Origin of the sequence: Pseudoramibacter porci (assembly GCF_009696145.1) — a bacterium.
GTDB lineage: Bacteria > Bacillota > Clostridia > Eubacteriales > Eubacteriaceae > Pseudoramibacter > Pseudoramibacter porci.
In genome coordinates this window covers 103,246-124,442 of record NZ_VUMO01000005.1, presented here as the reverse complement: position 1 = coordinate 124,442, position 21,197 = coordinate 103,246, and the positions used below count along the sequence as shown (strand labels likewise).

The 21,197-nt window shown below is 52.7% G+C and carries 21 protein-coding genes; 19 read left to right on the top strand and 2 right to left on the bottom strand.

The genetic code is table 11. The features are described from left to right. Nucleotides 1-18 precede the first annotated feature (18 nt). A complete protein-coding gene (locus FYJ52_RS05275; RefSeq protein WP_154576180.1) occupies nucleotides 19-1,404 on the top strand; it encodes a rubredoxin in 1,386 nt (461 codons plus the stop codon). A gap of 76 nt (nucleotides 1,405-1,480) precedes the next feature. Here FYJ52_RS05275 and FYJ52_RS05270 read toward each other — a convergent pair whose 3' ends face one another. After that, a complete protein-coding gene (locus FYJ52_RS05270; protein ID WP_154576179.1) occupies nucleotides 1,481-1,837 on the bottom strand; it encodes a cupin domain-containing protein in 357 nt (118 codons plus the stop codon). Nucleotides 1,838-2,318: 481 nt separating this feature from the next. On the opposite strand from FYJ52_RS05270, the gene FYJ52_RS10035 reads away from it, so the two are divergent. The 14 genes from FYJ52_RS10035 to FYJ52_RS05205 all read left to right on the top strand — a co-directional run bounded on the left by FYJ52_RS10035 (nucleotide 2,319) and on the right by FYJ52_RS05205 (nucleotide 14,886). Next, entirely contained in the window at nucleotides 2,319-2,480 is a 162-nt protein-coding gene (locus FYJ52_RS10035) for a TIGR04076 family protein (RefSeq protein WP_205960769.1), read from the top strand. A gap of 56 nt (nucleotides 2,481-2,536) precedes the next feature. Next, the gene (locus FYJ52_RS05265) at nucleotides 2,537-2,899 is read left to right on the top strand and encodes a DUF4180 domain-containing protein (protein WP_154576178.1); all 363 of its coding nucleotides are present in this window, start codon (nucleotides 2,537-2,539) and stop codon (nucleotides 2,897-2,899) included. Nucleotides 2,900-2,995: 96 nt separating this feature from the next. After that, nucleotides 2,996-4,801, top strand: coding sequence for a class I SAM-dependent DNA methyltransferase (locus FYJ52_RS05260; RefSeq protein ID WP_154576177.1), 1,806 nt, complete (start codon nucleotides 2,996-2,998; stop codon nucleotides 4,799-4,801). 27 nt (nucleotides 4,802-4,828) lie between these two features. After that, the gene (locus FYJ52_RS05255) at nucleotides 4,829-4,963 is read left to right on the top strand and encodes a PDDEXK nuclease domain-containing protein (RefSeq protein WP_366933440.1); all 135 of its coding nucleotides are present in this window, start codon (nucleotides 4,829-4,831) and stop codon (nucleotides 4,961-4,963) included. A 234-nt stretch (nucleotides 4,964-5,197) separates the two neighbouring features. Further along, entirely contained in the window at nucleotides 5,198-5,503 is a 306-nt protein-coding gene (locus tag FYJ52_RS05250; protein WP_154576176.1) for a type II toxin-antitoxin system RelB/DinJ family antitoxin, read from the top strand. Next, entirely contained in the window at nucleotides 5,500-5,829 is a 330-nt protein-coding gene (locus FYJ52_RS05245) for a type II toxin-antitoxin system RelE/ParE family toxin (protein WP_154576175.1), read from the top strand. The genes FYJ52_RS05250 and FYJ52_RS05245 overlap by 4 nt, the downstream gene beginning before the upstream one ends. Before the next feature lie 459 nt (nucleotides 5,830-6,288). Next, nucleotides 6,289-7,071 (top strand): ZIP family metal transporter, encoded by a 783-nt coding sequence (locus FYJ52_RS05240; protein ID WP_154576174.1) that lies wholly within the window; start codon nucleotides 6,289-6,291, stop codon nucleotides 7,069-7,071. Between the two features lie 128 nt (nucleotides 7,072-7,199). After that, nucleotides 7,200-7,508 (top strand): ArsR/SmtB family transcription factor, encoded by a 309-nt coding sequence (locus tag FYJ52_RS05235; RefSeq protein WP_154576173.1) that lies wholly within the window; start codon nucleotides 7,200-7,202, stop codon nucleotides 7,506-7,508. Between the two features lie 80 nt (nucleotides 7,509-7,588). Continuing rightward, the gene (gene arsD / locus FYJ52_RS10140; protein WP_235901544.1) at nucleotides 7,589-8,251 is read left to right on the top strand and encodes an arsenite efflux transporter metallochaperone ArsD; all 663 of its coding nucleotides are present in this window, start codon (nucleotides 7,589-7,591) and stop codon (nucleotides 8,249-8,251) included. 19 nt (nucleotides 8,252-8,270) lie between these two features. Next, nucleotides 8,271-10,007 carry an arsenical pump-driving ATPase gene (gene arsA, locus FYJ52_RS05225; RefSeq protein WP_154576172.1) on the top strand — a complete coding sequence of 579 codons (1,737 nt, stop codon included), beginning with the start codon at nucleotides 8,271-8,273 and terminating at the stop codon, nucleotides 10,005-10,007. A 144-nt stretch (nucleotides 10,008-10,151) separates the two neighbouring features. Next, the gene (locus FYJ52_RS05220) at nucleotides 10,152-11,726 is read left to right on the top strand and encodes a tannase/feruloyl esterase family alpha/beta hydrolase (protein ID WP_154576171.1); all 1,575 of its coding nucleotides are present in this window, start codon (nucleotides 10,152-10,154) and stop codon (nucleotides 11,724-11,726) included. A gap of 164 nt (nucleotides 11,727-11,890) precedes the next feature. Further along, nucleotides 11,891-13,033 carry a tyramine oxidase subunit B gene (locus FYJ52_RS05215; RefSeq protein WP_154576170.1) on the top strand — a complete coding sequence of 381 codons (1,143 nt, stop codon included), beginning with the start codon at nucleotides 11,891-11,893 and terminating at the stop codon, nucleotides 13,031-13,033. 47 nt (nucleotides 13,034-13,080) lie between these two features. Further along, nucleotides 13,081-13,431 carry a P-II family nitrogen regulator gene (locus FYJ52_RS05210; RefSeq protein ID WP_154576169.1) on the top strand — a complete coding sequence of 117 codons (351 nt, stop codon included), beginning with the start codon at nucleotides 13,081-13,083 and terminating at the stop codon, nucleotides 13,429-13,431. 45 nt (nucleotides 13,432-13,476) lie between these two features. Next, nucleotides 13,477-14,886 (top strand): APC family permease, encoded by a 1,410-nt coding sequence (locus tag FYJ52_RS05205; protein ID WP_154576168.1) that lies wholly within the window; start codon nucleotides 13,477-13,479, stop codon nucleotides 14,884-14,886. A 39-nt stretch (nucleotides 14,887-14,925) separates the two neighbouring features. On the opposite strand, the gene FYJ52_RS05200 is transcribed toward FYJ52_RS05205, so the two are convergent. After that, nucleotides 14,926-15,768 carry a MerR family transcriptional regulator gene (locus FYJ52_RS05200; RefSeq protein ID WP_205960768.1) on the bottom strand — a complete coding sequence of 281 codons (843 nt, stop codon included), beginning with the start codon at nucleotides 15,766-15,768 and terminating at the stop codon, nucleotides 14,926-14,928. Between the two features lie 350 nt (nucleotides 15,769-16,118). On the opposite strand from FYJ52_RS05200, the gene FYJ52_RS05195 reads away from it, so the two are divergent. The 4 genes from FYJ52_RS05195 to lysS all read left to right on the top strand — a co-directional run bounded on the left by FYJ52_RS05195 (nucleotide 16,119) and on the right by lysS (nucleotide 20,958). Further along, nucleotides 16,119-17,870: an ammonium transporter gene (locus FYJ52_RS05195; protein ID WP_154576166.1), complete on the top strand. Its 1,752-nt coding sequence runs from the start codon at nucleotides 16,119-16,121 to the stop codon at nucleotides 17,868-17,870. A 144-nt stretch (nucleotides 17,871-18,014) separates the two neighbouring features. Then, the gene (locus FYJ52_RS05190; RefSeq protein ID WP_154576165.1) at nucleotides 18,015-18,848 is read left to right on the top strand and encodes a Cof-type HAD-IIB family hydrolase; all 834 of its coding nucleotides are present in this window, start codon (nucleotides 18,015-18,017) and stop codon (nucleotides 18,846-18,848) included. 130 nt (nucleotides 18,849-18,978) lie between these two features. Continuing rightward, on the top strand, nucleotides 18,979-19,449 hold the full coding sequence (gene greA, locus FYJ52_RS05185) for a transcription elongation factor GreA (RefSeq protein ID WP_154576164.1): 471 nt from the start codon (nucleotides 18,979-18,981) through the stop codon (nucleotides 19,447-19,449). Between the two features lie 30 nt (nucleotides 19,450-19,479). Then, entirely contained in the window at nucleotides 19,480-20,958 is a 1,479-nt protein-coding gene (gene lysS, locus FYJ52_RS05180) for a lysine--tRNA ligase (RefSeq protein WP_154576163.1), read from the top strand. Nucleotides 20,959-21,197 lie beyond the last annotated feature (239 nt).

The following is a 21,197-nucleotide window of genomic DNA, read 5'->3' as shown; positions in this document are numbered from 1 at the left end:
AATAAGGAGACGGGACGGATGAGAAAACAGGTTAAAAACAACGTGAGCTGGGTCGGCTACATGGATTGGGAACTGAAGCAGTTCCACGGCGACGAATATTCAGTGAAAAACGGGTCGAGTCAGAACGCTTATCTGATCGAAGAAGACAAGACCATTTTGGTCGATACGGTGTGGATGTCCCATCGGGACGCCTTTATCGACAACCTCCGGAAAGAACTCGGCGGGGATCTGTCGAAAATCGACGCCATCGTCATGAACCACGGGGAACAGGATCACTCGGGCTCCCTGCCGGCGCTCATGAAGGAAATCCCGGGCACGCCGATTTACTGCACGGCCGCCGCTGTGAAGAGCATCGAAGGCCAGTACGGCAAGCGGGGCTGGGACTTCCACAAAGTCAAAACCGGCGACACCCTCTACGTCGGCAACGGCAAGCAGCTCATCTTCGTGGAAATGAAGATGCTCCACTGGCCGGATTCCATGGCAACTTATCTGACAGAAGACAACATCCTGTTCTCCATGGACGCCTTCGGCCAGCATTTCGCCGTCGAAGAAATGTTCAACGACAAGGCGAACCAGGCCATCTTGTATAAAGAAGCGATGAAATACTTCGCCAATATCTTAAATCCCTTCGCGCCCTTTGTCACCCGCAAGCTTGCCGAAATCGCGAAGCTGAACCTGCCCATCGACATGATCGCGCCGGCTCACGGCGTCATCTGGCGGGATCATCCGGAACAGATCGTTAAGAAGTACGCCGAATGGGCGGACGCCTATCAGGAAGATCAGATCACCGTCGCCTACGACACGATGTGGAACGGGACCAAGACCCTGGCTCACGCGGTGGCCGACGAAATTCACAGACAGAGCCCGGACACCGTGGTGAAGGTTTTCAACATCGCCGAAACGGACAAGAACGAACTCATGACTGAAGTGTTTAAGTCTAAGGCCATCGCCGTGGGCTCGCCGACCTGCGTGAACGAAGTCCTCACCAGCGTCAGCGCCTTTCTCGCCTTTGCGAAAACTCTGAAGTTTAAAAACAAAAAGGCCGCGGCCTTCGGATGCTACGGCTGGAGCGGCGAATCGGTGAAGCTCTTGAAAGAACGCCTTGCCGCCGACGGCTTTGACGTCGTCGACGCCAGCGTCCGCTCCCTGTGGAATCCGGAAGACGGCGACTTCGCAGCCATTCCGGAAATGGTACAGGAACTCCTCGCCGGAGAAGAAACGCCGGAACAGCCGGCCAAATCCGAAAGCAAAGTCTACGTCTGCAACGTGTGCGGCTGGACCTACGACGAAGCTAAAGGCGATCCGGAACACGGCATCGCTCCGGGCACCAAATGGGAAGATCTTCCTGACGATTTCAAATGCCCGGTGTGCGGTGCGCCGAAATCGGATTTTTCGGTGCAGTAAAAAATCATATAATCTCAAACAATTAAAGCAACACCCCTGCGTCATATGGCACGGGGGTGTTTGTCTGCGGCCTGGTTTATTTTTTGTGGTCGATGTCAAAATAGATCAGGGCCATGAACACCAGATCGGCGTTGTAGGGATTGCTCATGCCGTGGCATTCTCCAGGTTTGATGAGGCAGCAGTCCCCGGGGACCACCGGCGTGACCGAGCCGTCATTGTCCCGGAAATCGCCAACCCCTTCGAGGATGTAATAGGGTTCCGTTTCCCCGGTGTGGGTGTGGACGCCGATAGAGGCGCCCGGCGGAATCGTGACCTTGGCGTACATGCGTGCAGCGCCGAGGAGTTCATTTTCATCAATGATATGTTCAATTTTAACCGTGCCTTTGCCTCCGGCAAGGTGTTCCACGTGTTTGACTTGTGTTTTGCGAATCATAAAATCACCCCTTATTTCGATAGAATCTCCTTTATTATAACATGATTCGGTTTACATCCTTTGCTCAATTAAAACCCGGAATCTGCACGATTCAAAACCCGGAAGCGTGGTCATAAGCGGATGCTTCAGCAGCGGAAGCTCAAGCAAATTATCGGAAGCTTTTCTTTACGAACATCCAAAAGTGCTGGGCACGATCAACGCAATGTGGAAGTTTCCAAGGGATACAAATCGGTTCATTCCGGTCATGCTTATACGGCAGATGAAGTAGACGCCATATTGGACGACGCGTTCGAACTATCATCGAGTGCACAACGGACAGTTTAATCGCTGTCCGTTTTTTCTTTGCCGCAAAGGCCGAACAAAATATGGTAAAATAAGACACAACGATTGAAGACAGGGGAGAACACGGTAATGACTGACGCAGAACAGCGCGAAGCAGCACGACAATTCATCAACAGATGGAAAAATAAAGGCAACGAAGATGAAGACGGCCGGTCCTATTGGATCGAACTGCTGCAACGACGGCACACGGCCTGTCATCTTCAAGATCGAGCGGAGCGATATTCCGGAGACAGATGAAGAACGAGAATGGCTGGAAAAACAGAACTTTAAGAACACAGTAGAGGATGCCTATACGGGCTGAATGCCGGAAAAGTATGAGCAACTGACTTTAGATATGATTTGAAAGAGATAACGATTATGGAATTTAAGAAGATAGAAAAGAACGGCACCATCTGCGCCGTTGTGATCGCAGACGAGCCGGTAATTACAGATGCACAGTCAGCACTGGATGTGCTGATGAATGCGAAATATGATGCGGGTACTAAGGACATTGTCATCGACAAAAAACTGATTGTCGAAGATTTCTTTATCCTCAGCAGCGGACTGGCCGGAGAGATTTTGCAGAAGTACATCAACTATGGTGGACGCATCGCAATTTACGGTGACTGCTCTCATTACACCAGCAAGCCGTTGAAGGACTTCATCTATGAGAGTAACAAAGGCAAGGATGTGTTCTTTGTTTCTACGGAAGAGGAAGCCGTGGATATGCTGACGAGGTAGTATGTAAACCTTTTAAGGTTTCCTAACACAATTTAAGGATACCCATACTTTTTAAGGATTGCCCTTTAGGGGTTTCGGAAAGGAGGCGCAGCCGGAATGAGCGCCGGAGCAGCAACAGCATATCGGAGAAGATTCACAGACCGGATTGCGCCTGCCAGAAGTCGCAAAAGCCCTGAAATCAAGCCTTTTCACGGGTGTCGGAGCGCATCTTTGACACAGGTACATTGTATCAAAGATAGAGTCTTGTTAGACCCGGCCTGCGGCTCCGGTAACTTCCTAACCGAGACCTATTTATCGGTGCGGCGGATTGAAAACGAGGTAATCTCCGAACTGCAGCATGGGCAGATCATGTACGCCCTCGAAGGGATGCGCAACCCGATTCAAGTGTCTATCTCGCAATTCTACGGCATTGAAATCAACGACTTCGCCGTCACCGTCGCCAAAACCGCGTTGTGGATCGCCGAAAGCCAGATGATGCAAGAGACTGAGAGCATCATCAAGACCGAACTCGACTTTCTGCCGTTGACCACTAACGCCAATATCGTCGAAGGCAACGCCCTGCGGATCGATTGGAATGACGTCGTGCCATCGAATCAACTAAACTATATTATGGGGAATCCGCCGTTTGTGGGTTCTTCAATTATGCCACAAGGAAGTCCTCAAAAATTAGATGTTCAGCATATTTTTGATAAAATGTCGAAAAATGAAGTTCAGGATTTAGATTATGTTACATGCTGGTTTAAAATAGCTGCTGAATACATTCAATCTACACAAATCAAATGTTGCTTTGTTGCTACAAATTCAATTTGCCAAGGTTCGCAGGTTCCCATTTTATGGCAGGTTTTATTAAATCAATACCATATTCATATCAATTTCGCTTATCAAACGTTCAGATGGAACAGTGAATCAACGCATCAAGCAGCGGTTCATTGTGTCATCATTGGATTTTCACTGAACAATTCTCACAATAATATATTGTTTAGTGATGAAAATAACAAAACTATAGTAAAAAACATTAACCCTTATTTGCTTGATGGCAGCGATGTTTTTATTGCAGAAAGAAGAACACCATTATGTGACGTTCCAAAAATGTGTTTTGGCAATCAACCTCGTGACGGTGGTTTTTTTGTCATATCCGAAGAAGAAAGAAACGAAATAATAAAAAAAGAACCAAATCTTTCTAAATGGTTGCATGAATATATTGGTGCAGCTGAATTCTTAAATAACAAAAAACGCTGGTGCCTTTGGCTTAAACATGCAACACCATCAGATATCAGCAAAAGCAAAATATTAAAAGAAAAAGTTCAGTCAGTAAGAGAATTTCGTCTCAATTCAAGAGCAAAAACAACACAAGGATATGCTAAAGTTCCTCAATTATTCGCACAAATAACGCAACCTGATAATGTAGATTATTTAATGATACCGCGCGTGTCTTCAGAGCGTCGAAGATATATTCCTATAGGATTCATGACATCTGATATTATTGCTTCAGATGCTGTCCAAATTGTGCCTAATGCTACTTTATTCGATTTTGCTGTTTTAACTTCTAACGTTCATAACGCCTGGATGCGTACGGTTTGCGGCAGACTTAAAAGCGATTATCGTTACTCCAAAAACATCGTCTACAACAATTTCCCCTGGCCTACCCCAACAGCCGCGCAGAAGGAAAGAATTGAGAAAACCGCGCAGGCGATTCTCGACGCCCGCGACCTTTATCCGGACAGTTCTCTAGCCGACCTTTACGATCCGCTGACGATGCCGCCGGAGCTTCGTAAGGCACATCAGATGAACGACCGCGCGGTGATGCAGGCCTACGGCTTTTCGAGAAAGATGAGCGAATCTGACTGTGTCGCAGAACTCATGAAGATGTATCAAAAATTGACGGAAGCGGAAGGAAAATAAGGCGGAACAAAATGGAGCGTGTGAACGATGAATAATCCAATCGAAAGCGATATCCAGCGTTTTCTTTTAGAACTTGGAACTGGTTTCACATTCCTTGGACGGGAATATCGCCTCGCTGCTGGAGAAACGGAACAGTTTTTAGATATGCTTTTTATAATGTGACGCTTCATTGCTATGTGGTCATAGAGGTAAAGACCAGAGCATTTGAACATGGAAGATTTTTACTAAATGACGCGTTCGACCTATCATCAAATGCATAACGGACAAGTCTAATCGCTGTCCGTTTTTTATTTGCCCTAAAGCGCGAATTTGCAACATGAAAAACAATAAACGCTTGCGTATGCTTGCGATAATTGATAAACATGCTATAATAAAGAAAAAAGGAGTGTGATCTTTATGGCGAAGACATCACCTGTTTACGCAAGAATCGATACAGACCTAAAAGAAAACGCTGAAAACATCCTTCACCGCCTTGGCATTTCACCATCCAGCGCGATCCAGATGCTTTACAGCCAAATTATTTTAACGAAAAGTTTTCCGATTAGTCTCAAACTTCCTTATGATAAACCAAAGGCGCTGGGGTCGATGTCGCACGATGAACTCAATGCAGAACTTTCCAAGGGATACGAATCGATCCAATCCGGTCATGCTTATACGGCAGATGAAGTGGACGCCATGTTGGATGACGCGTTTGGCATATGAGTGATTTATACGAGATCATCTACGCGCCCGAAGCATATGATGACTTGCGGAATATTTACGCATATATCGCGTACGATCTGCAAGTGCCTGACATTGCAAAAGATCAGGTTAATAGAATCCGAAATGAAATAAGATCGCTCGATCAGATGCCTTCACGATTTGCTTTTGTGGATTGGGAGCCCTGGAAAAGCAGAAATACACACAAAGTTCCAGTTGATCAATACGTCGTGATTTATATAATAAACAATGAAAGCAAAACGGTGAACATTGTGCGTATTTTTTATAGCGGCCAGGATATAGGCAGCATCCTCAAATCAAATGCATAACGGACAGTTTAATCGCTGTCCGTTTTTTCTTTGCGCGAAGCGCCGAACAGAATATGTTATGGACGATCCCTTTCGCAATTGGAGCTGTTATTGACTTTGTCTTTCCCATGAAGGGAACGCTGATTGCATGGATCATATGGGCAGTGATGTTAATGCTATTGTTGCTCGAAAGACATAAGAGAGAAAAAGCTAATTAGAATTTGAAGGAGAATCCCAATGATTGCAATTCGCAAGGCAGAACTGTCCGATGCGAAAAGACTGGTGGAGATATACGATTATTCCGTGAAAAATACGGCAATTACCTTGTATCGATAGAATGCTGGCGCGATGAATTAAAGGGACAGGTGGGATTCAGTCTCCACCTTGATCTTTTCCAGACGCATCACTTCTGTTAAAATGGATAATCATACAGCAGAGAATGAACGTTTTCCGCAATACGCGGAAGGAAAGGATAAACACATGAATCTCATTATTTTTCAGGGATTGATGATCCCATTTATCGGCACGACCCTCGGCGCGGCCTGTGTCTTTTTGATGAAGGAGCAAATGTCAGAGGGGCTGCAGCGCGCGCTGACGGGGTTTGCCGCCGGCGTCATGGTCGCCGCTTCGGTCTGGAGCCTTTTGATTCCGGCGATGGAGCAGAGCGCGCACCTCGGCCGGCTGGCCTTTCTGCCGGCCGTCGGCGGATTTTGGGGCGGCACCGCTTTCATGCTGCTCCTCGACGAGCTGATCCCCCATCTGCACCTCGACGAAGATCAGCCCGAAGGCCTCAAGAGCCATTTAGCCAAGACGACGATGATGGTCCTCGCCGTCACCCTTCACAACATTCCGGAGGGGATGGCCGTCGGCGCCGTTTACGCGGGGCTGCTCCTCGGCGGAAAAAGCATGACCGTGTCGGGGGCGATGGCCCTCTCCGTCGGCATTGCCATCCAAAATTTCCCGGAAGGCACGATCATTTCGATGCCCCTGCGCGCGGCGGGGCAGTCGAAGGCCAAGGCCTTTTTATCCGGCACCGGCTCCGGCGCCGTGGAACCGGCAGCGGCACTTTTGACCATTCTCTTTGCCGATCTCATCGTGCCGGTGCTGCCGGCCCTTTTGGGCTTTGCCGCCGGCGCGATGCTCTACGTCGTTGTCGAAGAGCTGGTCCCGGAAATGTCCGTCGGCGCCCATTCGAATGTCGGCGTCATGATGTTCGCCCTGGGTTTCTCGGTGATGATGATTTTGGACGTTGTATTTGGGTAAAGAATAGAATAGCAGGCCCGGCGTGGGGTCTGTTATTTTTTTGCTTTATATATTGACGAATATCTATATATCTGATAAACTTCTATACATAGATCAATATCAATATGAAATAAGTGAGAGGTGATAAGATGGAAACCATCGATACCGCATCGATTTGCAAGGCCCTTGGCGATGCCAACCGCTTGAAAATCGTGCAGACGCTGTCGGGCTGTGAAAAATGCGCCTGTGTCATTTTGGAAGCGCTGAACATCTCTCAGCCGACGCTGTCGCACCATATGAAGATTCTGCGGGACTGCGGCCTGGTCAACGTCAGAAAAGCGGGCAAATGGTGCTATTATTCGCTGAACTGCGACACCCTTCGGGCCTTCCAGCAATTTATCGCCGCGCTGGACTGCAGGCCGGTCGAGTCAGAGTGCTCAGGGCCCGCCTGCGGCTGAAACAGCGTTTGAAGGGGCGGGTTTTTGCTCAATACATTGATAAATTTAAATATATAAATGTAAAAAAGGAGGATAGGCAAATGGCTGAAAACTGGTATCCGGTCATCGATCGGGACCTTTGCCGCGAATGCGGCGCATGTATTGCGATGTGCGGCCACGGGGTCTATGACCGCGGCGCGGCGCCGACGCCCCAGGTGGTCAATCCTGTGGGCTGCGTCGATCATTGTCACGGCTGCGGGACGCGCTGCCCGGCTGGCGCGATCACCTATTTTGGCGAAGATACCCCCTGGGTGCCGCCGAAGGGAAAGGCAAATCAGGGAGAAACATTTACGGAAAAAACGAATATACATTCAGGAGGCAAAACAATGAAAAAACTGCAACTTTTTGAACCGGCGATGTGCTGCTCGACAGGGCTATGCGGCCCTTCAATCGATCCGGAGCTGCTGCGGATCTCGACGCTGATTGACGATTTGAAAAAAGCGGGCGTCGAAGTGGAACGTTTTAATTTGAACAGTGCACCGGCGGCCTTTGCCGAAAACGAAACGGTCAAGAATATGCTGGCGGTCCGGGGGACGGACGCTCTGCCGATAACGATGCTCGACGACACGGTCGTTTTGACCGACCGCTATCCGAGCAACGCGGAAGTTTTCGGCTGGCTGAAACTCGACGACCCGCAGACGGACGCGCCGGATTCAGACGACGACGGGGACACAGGCTGTGGCTGCGGCGGAGGCTGCTGCTGACAACATCGGAGGCATCAAAATGGAACCATTCAATCCTGCGGCGGTCACGCAGACAAAGTACGTGTTCTTTACCGGGAAAGGCGGCGTCGGCAAGACGTCGACGGCCTGCGCCACCGCGGTGTTCCTCGCCGATCAGGGAAAAAAAGTGCTGCTTGTCAGCACAGACCCGGCGTCCAACCTTCAGGACGTGTTTTCGGCAGATCTTGACAATAAAGGCACCGCGATTCCGGAAGTGCCCAATCTTTTCGTCGCCAATTTAGACCCGGTTGAGGCGGCCGCAGCGTACCGCGAGCGCGCAGTGGCACCGTACCGGGGGGTATTGCCGGAATCAGCTATTCAAAATATGGAAGAACAGCTGTCGGGGTCGTGTACGACAGAGATCGCCGCGTTTAATGAATTCACCGAATTTTTGACCGATCCTGCGGTTCAAGGAAAGTACGACCAGATTATTTTCGATACGGCGCCGACAGGGCATACCCTGCGCCTGCTGCAGCTGCCATCAGCCTGGGCGGGCTTTATTCAGCAGAGTAAGCACGGCGCGTCCTGTCTCGGGCAGCTCTCAGGCTTGGACGAAAAGAAGCAGGTGTATCAGCAGGCGGTGGCGACACTGGCGGATCCTGAGCAGACGACATTGGTGCTGGTCGCGCGGCCGGAAGAAACCCCGTTGAAGGAAGCGGCTCGGGCGTCCCGCGAATTGCGGGAGCTGGGCCTCAACCGGCAGGTGCTCGTCATGAACGCCGTCGCGAAAAAAGGCAGCGACCCGGTGTCCGAAGCGCTGTACGACAAACAGCAACGGGCCCTTGCGGAAATGCCGGAAGCTCTGCAAGACATGGACACCACCCAGATTCCGATGCGCACTTACAACATCACGGGAATCGACAACGTCCGCGCGATGCTGAGGAGCGATCACGCGGCAGCAGCAGAGCAGACGATTGACGTTTCTCATCTGTACCAGCTGGCGGATGTGGTCGACGACATCGCCGCCCATCACCGCAAGGTGATCTTCACCATGGGAAAAGGCGGTGTGGGGAAAACCACTGTCGCGGCAGCCATTGCCCTTGATCTGTCGAAAAAAGGGAAAAAGGTGCATTTGGCAACGACGGACCCGGCGGCCCATTTAAAATTTGTACTGGACGCCCACGACGGCGTGCGCATGAGTCATATCGACGAAAAGGAAGAACTAAAAAAATATCAGAACGCGGTGATACAGGAAGCGCTCGCCACGGGGATTTCAGAAGATGATCTCGACTATATCAAAGAAGATCTCCGCTCACCGTGCACGCAAGAGATTGCGGTGTTCCGCGCTTTTGCTGATTTAGTCGAACAGTCTGAAAATGAAATCGTCGTGATCGACACAGCACCGACCGGCCACACCCTGCTGTTGCTCGAATCGACAGACAGCTACGACAAGGAACTGAAGCGGACCCAGGGGAAAACGCCGGAAGCCGTGAAAAAACTTTTGCCGCGCCTCAAAAGCGATGAGACTGAAGTGATCATCGTGACCCTGCCGGAAGCGACGCCGGTATACGAGGCCGAACGGCTGGAGGATGATCTCAAACGCGCGCAAATCGGCGTGAAATGGTGGGTCGTCAACCAATCTTTCAATGGCCTTGACACGACCAATCCCTCCCTTCGCGCAAAAGCGGCTCATGAAGCGGCGTGGATCAACCGGGTTGATCGGCGCTCTGGCGGCCACGAAGCGCTGATTCCCTGGAAGACGGGTACTTTAAAAGGCGAAGCCCTGACAACTTTATAAAGATGATTTCAGCCGGTGTGCACAGCACACCGGTTTTTTCGGATATTTGCCCTTTCCCGGCATTTCTCTGCCTGTACAAGTCGAGACCCTGAGCAGTATAATAAACTAAAATAGCGATAATAGGCACAGGCTAGGGGGAATAACATGAAACGGAAAATGAATCTCGTCAAAGAACCAGACTCGAGCATCAACGTGTGGCTCGGCCATCCGCTGTATCAGTGGGTGGATGCAGCGGGGCTGCCAGATTACTCAGACAGGCTGCGGGCGCAGGCGACATCGGACGCGATGGGCCGTCTGCTCAGCCACGGGCCGGGGCTTTCCTTTCGCGGCGTGACCTATTATCCGGCTGGGCAGTACACCGAGCCGGGCAAAGCGCCGCTGACCGCCCTCGGGCCTTTTTGGGAGGTGCGAATTGGACAGGACGTCGGCGACGGCCACACCGCTGCCTTCCGGGTTTACCTGCCGGCGAAATGGAATGGCTGTTTTATGGGGATTGCCGGCGGCGGCACCAACAACGAAATTGATTGGTACACTTCTGGCCGGTTTAACGTTTTGAGCTGGCCGGTCGCCTTGGCGAATGGCTATGCCTGCGCCGCGTCTGACAACGACTCAGGCACTCGGCTTAACTGCGATTGGGGCTTTAAGGCGGACGGCACCCCGGAATGGCATCACATTGAAAGCTGGATCGGCCGCGCGCTGCACGAGACAACGGTCTGGGGCAAGGCGGTGACCACCCTGGCCTACGGCGAAGCGCCGAAAAAATCCTATCTGCAGGGAACGTCCGGCGGCGGCCGGCAGGTGCTGACCGAAGGGGTCTGCTATCCGGCGGACTACGACGGACTTTGGGCCGACGCCCCGGCGATTTACCAATGGGATGTGGTATTTGCGAGCCTTTGGCCAGTGGTTGTCGAGGAAAATGAACATCACATCGTGCCCCTTGAAAAATATCAGGCGGCTTACGCTCTGGCGCGGGCAGATCAAGCCATCGGCGAGCGCCCCTTTGACGAGGACGATCCGGATTTTAAAGCGTATCTCAATGGACTGGTCGGGGTCGCCACCACTGCTGGCCCTATCACACAGAGGGATTTCGAAGTCATGGTGAAGACGTGGCGCGGTCCCTTTACCCGGGACGGCAGGCGCATGGGACACAGTTTTGGACCGGCCATTCGCCAGTGGCCTCTGCCCTTTGGCAACCCGCTTTACGGCTATTTTAGACGCCGGCCCGACGGCCGCCTGCTTGTGATGCCAATTTCAGAGCAGATTCTGCGCTGGCTGACGGCTGATCCGAAGATGGATATTCACGATTTGAGCTACGACGATTTTGAAGCCCTGTGGGTGCGGCGCCAGGAACATCCCGAATGGGATTTTGGCCGCTCAGATCTCTCGGCCTTTGCGGCCCGGGGCGGCAAGCTCATCATCACTCAGGGCACCGGCGATCCGGTGGTGCCTTTTGTAAACACCTTCGCTTACGTCAAAGACATGGCCAAACATTTCGAGAGCGCCGAAGCGATGGCCGACGCGTGCCGGCTGTACCGGATGCCCTACGCTGGGCACTCTATTCTCGACTGGAGCGGACCGGCCGTGAGCCTGGCCGACGGCATGGCGGCGCTGACGGACTGGGCTGAAAAAGGTGAGGCGCCGGACACCCTGCCAATTCAGCGCTACGACTTTGACCACGACATGGCGCTGATCACCGGAACGACAAATTATAAAAATTGAGAAAACCCCCTTGACTCTGGTATATTACCAGTGTTTAGAATAGAGGTTGTAAAACGAAAGACGAACATGCAATGGAGCTGAAACGCCGCAAAAGCGGCGCACCGGCTCCATTTTTTTGTGCAGAAGATGATATAATGGTGAAAAGCGAAAACAGGAGGACGCAAATGGATACGAAAATTGATTTCTTGTATTTGTCAGAACCCGATATGATCAAAGCTGGCGTGAAGGACATGAGCGCCTGCATTCAATCGATGGAAGACATGCTGCTTTTGCTCAAGGCGGGGGATTACCGCATGGGCGGGGAAAATCACAACTCCCACGGCTGCATGATCATGTTCCCGGACGAGCCGACATTCCCGGGGATGCCTGTCAACACCCAGGACCGCCGCTTCATGGCGATGCCGGCTTACCTTGGCGGCAAATACCAGATGGCCGGCGTGAAATGGTACGGCTCGAATATTGAAAACAAGGAAAAAGGTCTGCCGCGGTCGATTTTGATGATGACGCTAAGCGACAAGGACACCGGCGCGCCGCTGGCCTTTATGTCGGCTAACCTGCTCTCCGCTTATCGGACCGGCGGCATCCCGGGGGTCGGGGCAAAATACCTGGCTCGGAAAGACAGTGAAACTGCCGCGATCATCGGACCGGGGGTCATGGGCAAGACGAGCCTGGCCGCTTTTGCGGCGACCTGTCCGAAGCTGCACCGGGTGCAGATCAAGGGCCGGGGCAGGAAATCCCTCGACGCCTTCGTCGAATTCGTCAAGGCGGAATACCCGCAGATCGACGACATCGTGGTCTGCGACACCATTGAAGAGGCCGTGCGCGGCGCGGACGTGATCTCGCTGACGACGACGGCGATGACCGACGACGACCCGAACGTGGTCAACACCTACCCCTACATCAACGGGGAATGGGTCAAGCCCGGCGCTTTCATTTCGATGCCGAGCGCGGCCCGCTTCGACGACGACTTCCTGACGACGTGTAAATTTGTCGTCGACAACAAGGAATTGTACGAAGCCTGGGAAGCGGAATACCCGTACCCGACTTATCCGAAAATGGGGATCATCGGCTGCAAGTTCACCGATTTGATCCACGAAGGCAAATCCAAGCCAGAAGATTTGATCGAAATGGCCGACATCATCGAAGGCAAGGCGCCGGGGCGGACCTCCGACGACGAAGTCATTGTGTACTCGGTCGGCGGCATGCCGGTGGAAGACGTGGCCTGGGGCTGCAGCGTTTACCGCAGAGCCGTGGAAATGGGCATCGGTGTCAAACTCAACCTTTGGGATAAACCGGAAATGGCATAAGGCAGTTGTCAAAAAATACAAAATATAAAAGAAACGAGGAAATAAAAATGAGCACAGGATTGTCAAAGATTGATGTCATTTGCGACATGTCGAAATTTGCGGCGCTGAAGCGCCTGCTGAGCCACCTGAAGGTCGGCGGCATGACCTTCACCCAGGTTTTGGGGTGCGGCGTCGAAAAGGGCACCAAGGAATACGAGGTCGAAGAAAATTACGAAATGGAACTGCTGCCGAAGATTCAGGTGTCGGTCGTGGTGGAAACCGAAAAAGTGGCGGACACCGTCGAAGACATCAAGAAGACACTGTACACCGGGCACATCGGCGACGGCAAGATTTTCGTCTACAGTCTCGACAATGTGATTCGGATTCGGACCGGCGACGAAGGGATCGACGCCCTTTAAACCAGCTGGTTTTACGGAACTTTCTGAAAAACATAAGGAACGATTATGAATGAAACGAAAAAACTCGGCTTAGGCTCGGTCGTTTCGGTTTCCGTCGGCCTGGTCATCGCGACGAGCTGTCTCGTCTCCCTCGGACAGGGTGCCGGCACCATCGGCGTGACCTTTATCGTCGCGATGGTCATCGCGCTGGCGTTGAACCTGACGACGATCGCCTCTCTGTCGGAGCTTAACGCGCTGATGCCGAACACGACAGGTGGCCTGGCCCAGTACACGATGGCTGGGCTCGGGCCTTTCCCGACGCTGATCTCGATGGTTGGCGGGTACCTCATCTGCAACGTGCTTTCCTGCGGGGTCGAAGCGTCGATTTTCGCCTACGCGATGGCGGAAACCTTCAGCTTTATTCCGATTCCCTCAATCGCGTGGTCGTTAATCATGACCGTGCTGATCATGATTGTCAATCTCTACGGCGTCGACATGTTCGCGAAGATTCAGGATCTGGTCTCGTATCTATTGATTGGGTCGATGGCGATTCTCGGGATCATCGGCATGATCGGCATGGGCACCGGGGCGAAGGTGTCTCAGCCCTACGTGATCGACACCAATTTCGGCGACATCGTGTCGATGACTGCCGTGGCCTTTTGGCTGTTCATCGGCGCTGAATACGCGCTGCCAATCTCGAAGGACGTGAAAAACGCGAAGCGCAACGTGCCCCTCGGCATGATGCTCGGCCTTGGCATCATCTGCGTCGTTCAGTCGATCATGGTGCTCGGCTTTCACAATTACATTCCGTGGAAGGAGCTGCTCAACTCGCCGGCACCCCATCTGCTCTACGGCGAACGACTCCTCGGCAACGTCGGGAAGGTCTGGATGACCCTCGTCGGTGCCCTCGCCGTTGTCTCGACCCAGAACTCGACGGCCAACGGCCTGTCGCGCATTTGCCAGGGCATGGCCGGCATGAACATGCTGCCGCAGATTTTCGCGAAGACGAATAAACACGACGTGCCCTGGTTCGGCGTCGTGATCATTTCGGCTGCTATCGGCTTTTTCGCATGGATGAGCGACAGTTCTTCCGACGGGATTTCTTTCTTCATTCTCGTCGGCTCGGTGTTCTGGATGGTCAGCTACATTCTCGCTCACGTGGACGTACTGGTGCTGAGACGCCGCCTGCCGAAAGCACCGCGCACCTTCAAGGTGCCGGGCGGGCCGATCCTGCCCCTCATCGGTATCGCGGGAACCGTCTTTATGATTTTGAACATCTCCACTGATCCGGCGGAACGCAACATGATCTGGCTCGTCACAGGCGTGACCCTACTGGCCCTCGCTGTTTACGCGGTGTTCTGGATCAAGTATAAGATGCGCCGTCCGGTGTTCAAGCATGTGCCCCTCAACGAGGTCATGGCGATGGAAAATAAAATGTACGGGAAGATCAGAAGGGCCCGCGGGGTTTGGAAGTAAAGTGAAAACAGCAAAAAAATAAAAGCGGCATGACCGCTTTTATTTTTTTGCCGCATCGGCGACAGGCAGCTGAATCTCGGTGAGGTATTCGGCCCGATCGGCCGTTTCGAAGCGGTCGATGTGGCAGAATTCCATTGGGTCGCCGGCGGGGGCAAGGCCCAGGCGTTCGGCTTCTTTGTACATTTTCGGAACGAGATCGAGGCTCTGGCTGAAGTCGCCGCGATAGCAGACGCTGAGGTAGTCTCCGGCGGGCAGGACGTGGTTGCAGGGGAGGGTCAAATGGGACGAGTAGAAAAATACCCCTTTGGTGCGGTAATCGGTGCCGGCTTCGTTGAGGGCGGTAGTGTCGAGGATGTAGCAGTCGCAGCAGCCGATGGTCGCAATTTTTTCGGAGAAGCCGCCGCTGGCCCGGGCGAGCTCGTAGCTGATCATCTCGTCGGCCATGGGCGACGCGACAATCATCAGACACGGACGTTCGGGCAGGGTGAGGCGGACAATTTTTCCGGAGCAGTCCCGGGACAAATCTTCCCGGATTGCGGTGAGCCGGGCATTTAAATCGGCGCGGGTCTTTTTCAAGTCGGCCATTTTGGCGTCGACGACTTGAATTTCTTTTTCGAGCAGCGCGGTGACCGAGTCGAGATGGCGATCGGCTTCGAAGCGGCGGATGTCATCGGTGTGAAAGCCCAGGGCGAGCAGCTCGCGGATGGTGTTCATCGCCCGGATATCGTCCAAGGTGTAGAGGCGGTAATTGCTTTTGGGGTCGCGCACCGGGTGCAGCAGCCCCAGCCGCTCGTAGTAGCGGATCGAGTCCGCACCGATGTGAAAGAGCCGGGACAAGTCGCCGATTTTGAATGTGTGTTCAGGTTGATGGGATTGGGTCATAAGGCCTCCTGCATGATGGTGTAGGGATCGGTGAAAATCAGATAAGCTCATCATACCCGATGGCCTGATAAAATAAAAGACGACGGCTTAAAAAATATAAAAAATTCCTTGACATTTTCTGAAAATGCTTTTAAAATGAAAATAACAAATCGATAAGAACGAAGCAAGGGCGCTTTGAGATCTCTTTCTCAAAGTGCCTTTTATTTTGTTCTTGTTGCATCGCGATTAAAGCAAAGGCGCTTTTCCTCCGCTATGGGATCCCGCGGGGGGAAGGCGCTTTTTTCTTTGATCAGGACTCATTATTCTTTGATTCATATCTGTTAATATTGTGATTTGTGAAGGAGTGCATCATGAAATTTAGTGTAACCACTGTCTCTTGGGTGCTGATTTGTGCGGCGCTGGTCTTCTTTATGCAGGCGGGATTTGCGCTTTGCGAAGCCGGTTTGACCCGTGCGAAAAACACCGGGAACATCTTGATGAAAAACATGATGGATTTTTGTATCGGGACACCGTGCTTCTGGCTCGTCGGCTTCGGCTTGATGTTTGGCGGGACAGGCGCATTGATCGGCCATATCGATCCAATGATCCTTGGAAAATACACGGCGGCCAACAGCGTCGTGCCGCAGAACATGCCCCTCTGGTGCTACGTCATCTTCCAGACGGTCTTCTGTGCGACGGCAGCGACCATCGTTTCCGGGTCCATGGCAGAACGGACAAACTTTAAAGCTTACTGTATTTATTCCGCAGCGATTTCACTGCTGGTTTACCCGATTTCAGGTCACTGGATTTGGGGCGGCGGCTGGCTCGGCGTTTTAGGCTTCCACGATTTCGCCGGCTCCACCTGTGTCCATATGGTCGGGGGCCTCATCGCTTGCCTCGGCGCCGCACTGCTTGGGCCCCGTATTGGGAAATACGACAAAAACGGCAAGGCCCGCGCCATTCCGGGCCACAGCATGACGGCCTGTGCGCTGGGCGTCTTCATCCTCTGGTTCTGCTGGTTTGGATTTAACGGCGGCTCAACGGTTGCGATGGATACCAACGCCAACGCGGCGTCCGCTTCTATCGTCTTTATGAACACGAACCTGGCTGCTGCAGTGGCTACCGTCGTCGCGATGATCTTCACATGGGTGCGTTACGGCAAACCTGATGTGTCCATGACTTTCAACGCAGCTCTCGCTGGCTTGGTTGCGATCACGGCACCTTGCGACTGCGTCTCACCCCTTGGTGCTTTCTTTATCGGTCTTGTGGCTGGTTTCCTGGTGGTCCTTTCGGTTGAATTCTTTGATAATATAGCGAAAATCGACGACCCGGTCGGTGCAGTTTCCGTCCACATGGTTAACGGGATGTGGGGAACAATCGCCGTTGGTTTGTTCTCAACTGGCGCAGACGGCGTCGGCAAAGGCCTCTTCTACGGTGGCGGCGCCCATCAGCTCGGCATCCAGGCGCTCGGCGTAGTGGCCGTTGCGGCTTACGTTTTAGTTGTCATGTTCATTATCTTTAAGATCATTGATAAAACGGTCGGCCTGCGTGTTTCGCCACAGATTGAAATTGAAGGTCTTGATATTCACGAACACGGCCTCGCTTCAGCTTATTCCGGCTTTGCGATTTCAGACGTGACGGATATGAGCCTCGAAGCCAATGAAAATACCGATCTCGGCGAAGATGATTACGAAAAGGCATCACCGGCTCAGGTCGACGCGGCGGTTAAAGTGTCCAAAGAACCGGAACTCGTCTCCGGCGGCCCGGTGGAAGCGCACAAAGTGGTCATTATCTGCAGATTGTCCAAGTTTGACGCCTTGAAGCGCGCGTTGAACGAACTCGGGGTCAGCGGCATGACGATTATCCAAGTCATGGGCTGCGGCATCCAGAAGGGTTCAGCCGAACGTTACCGTGGCGCGACGGTCGATTCGACCCTGCTGCCGAAGGTTAAGGTGGAAGTCGTCGTCTCGGGCATCCCAGTTGACGATGTGATCGAAACAGCGAAGAAATCGTTGTTCACCGGCCATATCGGCGACGGCAAGATCTTTGTTTACGACGTACATCGTGTCGTCAAGGTCCGTACTGGTGAAGAAGGACCGAAGGCGCTCATGGACGTTGAATAATAAAATACCAATTGTCATTTGTTTATAAGAGACCTTCTTATAAAACAACCCAGAAAAACTGTCTCAAACGAGGCAGTTTTTTTGGTTGCGCCGGTTTTGTTCGGCAAAATGTGATAAGATGAAACAAAACGACGGAGGTTGCGTATGAAACCCAAGATTTTGGCCTTTGATTTGGACGGGACGCTGCTCACGACGGACAAGACGATTTCACCGAGGACGCGGGAGGTGCTCATTGCCTTTCAGCGCGCCGGCGGCACGGTCGCCATCGCCTCAGCCCGTCCGGCGGTGGGCACGGCGGCTTACAGCAGGATGTTAAGACTCGCGGATTACCACGGGCTGGTCATCGCCTACAACGGTGCGCAGATCGTCGACCAGACCAATCAGCAAGTCCTCTTCGAAAAGACCATGGACCCGGACATCGTCCGCGCCTTTATTCACAACGCGGAGCGCTTTCCGGTGTCGGTCCTCGTCGACGACGGCCGGACCTATTTTTCCAACGACCCCGACGGTTACAAGGTGGAGCACCAGCGCAGCGTGATCGGCATTCCCATCGAAAAGCACGTGCCGCTGGCGGATTTCGTCGATTTCCCGCTGTGCAAGATTCTCGTGATGGGTCACGGCGACGTCCTCGACCGGGTCACCCCTGAGATCACGGCGCCTTTTGCCGACGTGTTCGATTTTTTCCGCGTCGGGGAATATTACCTCGAGGTCACCTTCAAGGGCTTCTCCAAGGCGTCGGGCCTTAAAGCACTCGAAAATCAGCTGGGTATTTCGAGGACGCAGATGATCGCCTTTGGGGATTCCCAGAACGACGCGGGGATGCTCGCCTACGCGGGAATCGGCGTCGCGATGAAAAACGGCGAGGCGCCGGCCAAGGCCGCGGCGGACGCCGTCACCGCCTACGACAACGACCACGACGGCATCGCCCATTTTCTGACGGAAAATCCGGCGGTTGCGCTTGAAATCATTGACTTTTAAGCCGGTCATTAATATAATATGTAAAGTCATTGAAAATGGTTAAAATGGATGCTGAAACGATGAAAATCAGACGCGGCCGCGTGTGTTTTTTTATTTTTTGGCATCGGTAATACAAGCGGAAGGGATTGCTATGAGCGAAAACAAACAGGAATTAGTGGTCACCAAAGAGGGCCTGCAGAAACTCAAAGATGAGCTGGAACATTTAAAGACGGTTACCCGTTACGAAGTCATCGAAAAGCTGCGCATCGCGCGCGGGTACGGGGACTTGTCCGAAAACTCGGAATACGACGAAGCGAAAAACGAACAGAGCTTTGTCGAAGGGCGGATCAAAGAACTTGAAGAACAGATCCGCAATATCAGAGTGGCCGACGACGTTCAGACGGACGAAATCGGGATCGGCAGCTACATGACGGTGGAAACCGGCGGGCGTCAGATGACGTATCAACTGGTCGGTTCGGCCGAAGCGGATATCAAGGCCGGCAAATTGTCCAACGCGTCGCCGGTCGGCGAAGGCCTGATGGGCCACAAGGTTGGCGATACCGTCGTCATCGAAGTGCCGCGGGGAACGGTGACTTACACCATCCTCGATATCCACAGATAAGCCTAAAAGAGAAAGAGAACAGGAGCAAACATGGCAGAAGAAAAAATGAGCGATGTGATCAAGGTCCGCTGGGACAAGCTGCACGCCCTTCAAGCAGAAGGCAAGAACCCCTACGAAATCACGAAATACGATGTGACCGGTCACGCTAAGGCAATTAACGACGATTTTGAACAATACGAAGGTCAGGAGCTTTCCCTTGCGGGGCGCATCATGGCCAAGCGCGGCCAGGGAAAGGTCGGCTTTTACGATTTGCTGGACAGCACCGGCAAAATTCAGCTGTATCTGAAAAAGGACTTGCTGCCGAATTACGACGAAATTAAAAAAGTCGATATCGGCGATATCGTCGGCATCAAAGGCGAAACTTTTAAAACAAAGCGCGGCCAGGTGTCGATTCGTGTTCACGAATTTACACTCTTGTCCAAATCCCTTCAGGTATTGCCGGAAAAATTCCATGGGCTGAAGGATCAGGACCTGCGCTACCGTCAGCGCTACGTCGATTTGATCGTGAATCCGGAAGTGCGCGACGTCTTTGTCACCCGTTCGCGCATCATCTCCAAGATTCGCGAATTCCTCGATAACCGCGGCTTCCTCGAAGTGGAAACCCCGGTTTTGAACAACTTGGCCGGGGGCGCCAATGCCCGCCCGTTCATCACCCACCACAACACGCTGGACATTCCGATGTACCTGCGCATCGCCCTCGAGCTGCCGCTGAAGCGCTTGATCGTCGGCGGATTTGACAAGGTCTACGAACTTTCCCGTGTGTTCAGAAACGAAGGGATGGACGCGACCCACAATCCGGAATTCACCGAACTCGAAACCTACGAAGCCTACACCGATTATATCGGCGTGATGAACATGGTTGAAGACCTTTACCATTATCTGGCCGATGAAATTCTCGGCACCAAGGACGTCGAATACGACGGCCACACCATTCACCTCGGTGAACCTTTCAGACGGGCCCGCATGGTCGATCTGGTTCAGGAAGCGACGAGCGTGGATTTCGATCACATGACCGATGTGGAAGAAGCGAAAAAGGCGGCGGCTGACCTCGGCGTCGATATCGAAGGCAAGGACGGCAGCGTCGGCGAAATCATGGCCGAAGTTTTTGACGCGAAATGCGAAGACACGCTGATTCAGCCGACCTTTGTCACGATGCACCCGGTGGAAATTTCGCCGCTGGCGAAGAAGGACCCGGACGATCCGCGTTACACCCAGCGTTTCGAGCTGTACATCTCCGGTGCGGAATGTGCCAACGCCTTCTCAGAACTCAACGACCCGGCGGACCAGAAAGAACGTTTCATCGCTCAGATGGAAAAGAAGGCCGGCGGGGACGAAGAAGCCCATCCGTACGACGCGGACTTCATCAACGCCCTGGAAGTCGGGCTGCCGCCGACAGGTGGTCTTGGCATCGGGATCGACCGTTTGGTCATGCTCTTTACCGGTCAGCGCACGATCCGCGACGTCATCCTCTTCCCGACAATGAAGACCAAAGACGAAAAAAACGCTTAAAACAAAGGGTTTCTGATGTGCAAACGCACCAATTTACCAACGATTTACCAACAGTTTGACAGAAGCACGTACCAGTAAGGCAGGATATTGACCTGTGATGAAGGCGCTCCGTTCGGGGCGTCTTTTTTTGTTGGCAAAATCCGGCTTGGAATCGTTTAGAGCTTTGGGAACGGCAAAAGAGGTTATGCGCGGTTCCGGTTTTTGACAATCGCACATTCAACGACGGGATGGAGCCGTTT

Excerpts from the sequence above, each read along its gene's own strand:
- FYJ52_RS05275 (WP_154576180.1), top strand. The coding sequence starts at position 19 with ATGAGAAAACAGGTTAAAAACAACGTGAGCTGGGTCGGCTACATGGAT.
- FYJ52_RS05270 (WP_154576179.1), bottom strand. The coding sequence starts at position 1,837 with ATGATTCGCAAAACACAAGTCAAACACGTGGAACACCTTGCCGGAGGC.
- FYJ52_RS10035 (WP_205960769.1), top strand. The coding sequence starts at position 2,319 with ATGAAGACGGCCGGTCCTATTGGATCGAACTGCTGCAACGACGGCACA.
- FYJ52_RS05265 (WP_154576178.1), top strand. The coding sequence starts at position 2,537 with ATGGAATTTAAGAAGATAGAAAAGAACGGCACCATCTGCGCCGTTGTG.
- FYJ52_RS05260 (WP_154576177.1), top strand. The coding sequence starts at position 2,996 with ATGAGCGCCGGAGCAGCAACAGCATATCGGAGAAGATTCACAGACCGG.
- FYJ52_RS05255 (WP_366933440.1), top strand. The coding sequence starts at position 4,829 with ATGAATAATCCAATCGAAAGCGATATCCAGCGTTTTCTTTTAGAACTT.
- FYJ52_RS05250 (WP_154576176.1), top strand. The coding sequence starts at position 5,198 with ATGGCGAAGACATCACCTGTTTACGCAAGAATCGATACAGACCTAAAA.
- FYJ52_RS05245 (WP_154576175.1), top strand. The coding sequence starts at position 5,500 with ATGAGTGATTTATACGAGATCATCTACGCGCCCGAAGCATATGATGAC.
- FYJ52_RS05240 (WP_154576174.1), top strand. The coding sequence starts at position 6,289 with ATGAATCTCATTATTTTTCAGGGATTGATGATCCCATTTATCGGCACG.
- FYJ52_RS05235 (WP_154576173.1), top strand. The coding sequence starts at position 7,200 with ATGGAAACCATCGATACCGCATCGATTTGCAAGGCCCTTGGCGATGCC.
- arsD (WP_235901544.1), top strand. The coding sequence starts at position 7,589 with ATGGCTGAAAACTGGTATCCGGTCATCGATCGGGACCTTTGCCGCGAA.
- arsA (WP_154576172.1), top strand. The coding sequence starts at position 8,271 with ATGGAACCATTCAATCCTGCGGCGGTCACGCAGACAAAGTACGTGTTC.
- FYJ52_RS05220 (WP_154576171.1), top strand. The coding sequence starts at position 10,152 with ATGAAACGGAAAATGAATCTCGTCAAAGAACCAGACTCGAGCATCAAC.
- FYJ52_RS05215 (WP_154576170.1), top strand. The coding sequence starts at position 11,891 with ATGGATACGAAAATTGATTTCTTGTATTTGTCAGAACCCGATATGATC.
- FYJ52_RS05210 (WP_154576169.1), top strand. The coding sequence starts at position 13,081 with ATGAGCACAGGATTGTCAAAGATTGATGTCATTTGCGACATGTCGAAA.
- FYJ52_RS05205 (WP_154576168.1), top strand. The coding sequence starts at position 13,477 with ATGAATGAAACGAAAAAACTCGGCTTAGGCTCGGTCGTTTCGGTTTCC.
- FYJ52_RS05200 (WP_205960768.1), bottom strand. The coding sequence starts at position 15,768 with ATGACCCAATCCCATCAACCTGAACACACATTCAAAATCGGCGACTTG.
- FYJ52_RS05195 (WP_154576166.1), top strand. The coding sequence starts at position 16,119 with ATGAAATTTAGTGTAACCACTGTCTCTTGGGTGCTGATTTGTGCGGCG.
- FYJ52_RS05190 (WP_154576165.1), top strand. The coding sequence starts at position 18,015 with ATGAAACCCAAGATTTTGGCCTTTGATTTGGACGGGACGCTGCTCACG.
- greA (WP_154576164.1), top strand. The coding sequence starts at position 18,979 with ATGAGCGAAAACAAACAGGAATTAGTGGTCACCAAAGAGGGCCTGCAG.
- lysS (WP_154576163.1), top strand. The coding sequence starts at position 19,480 with ATGGCAGAAGAAAAAATGAGCGATGTGATCAAGGTCCGCTGGGACAAG.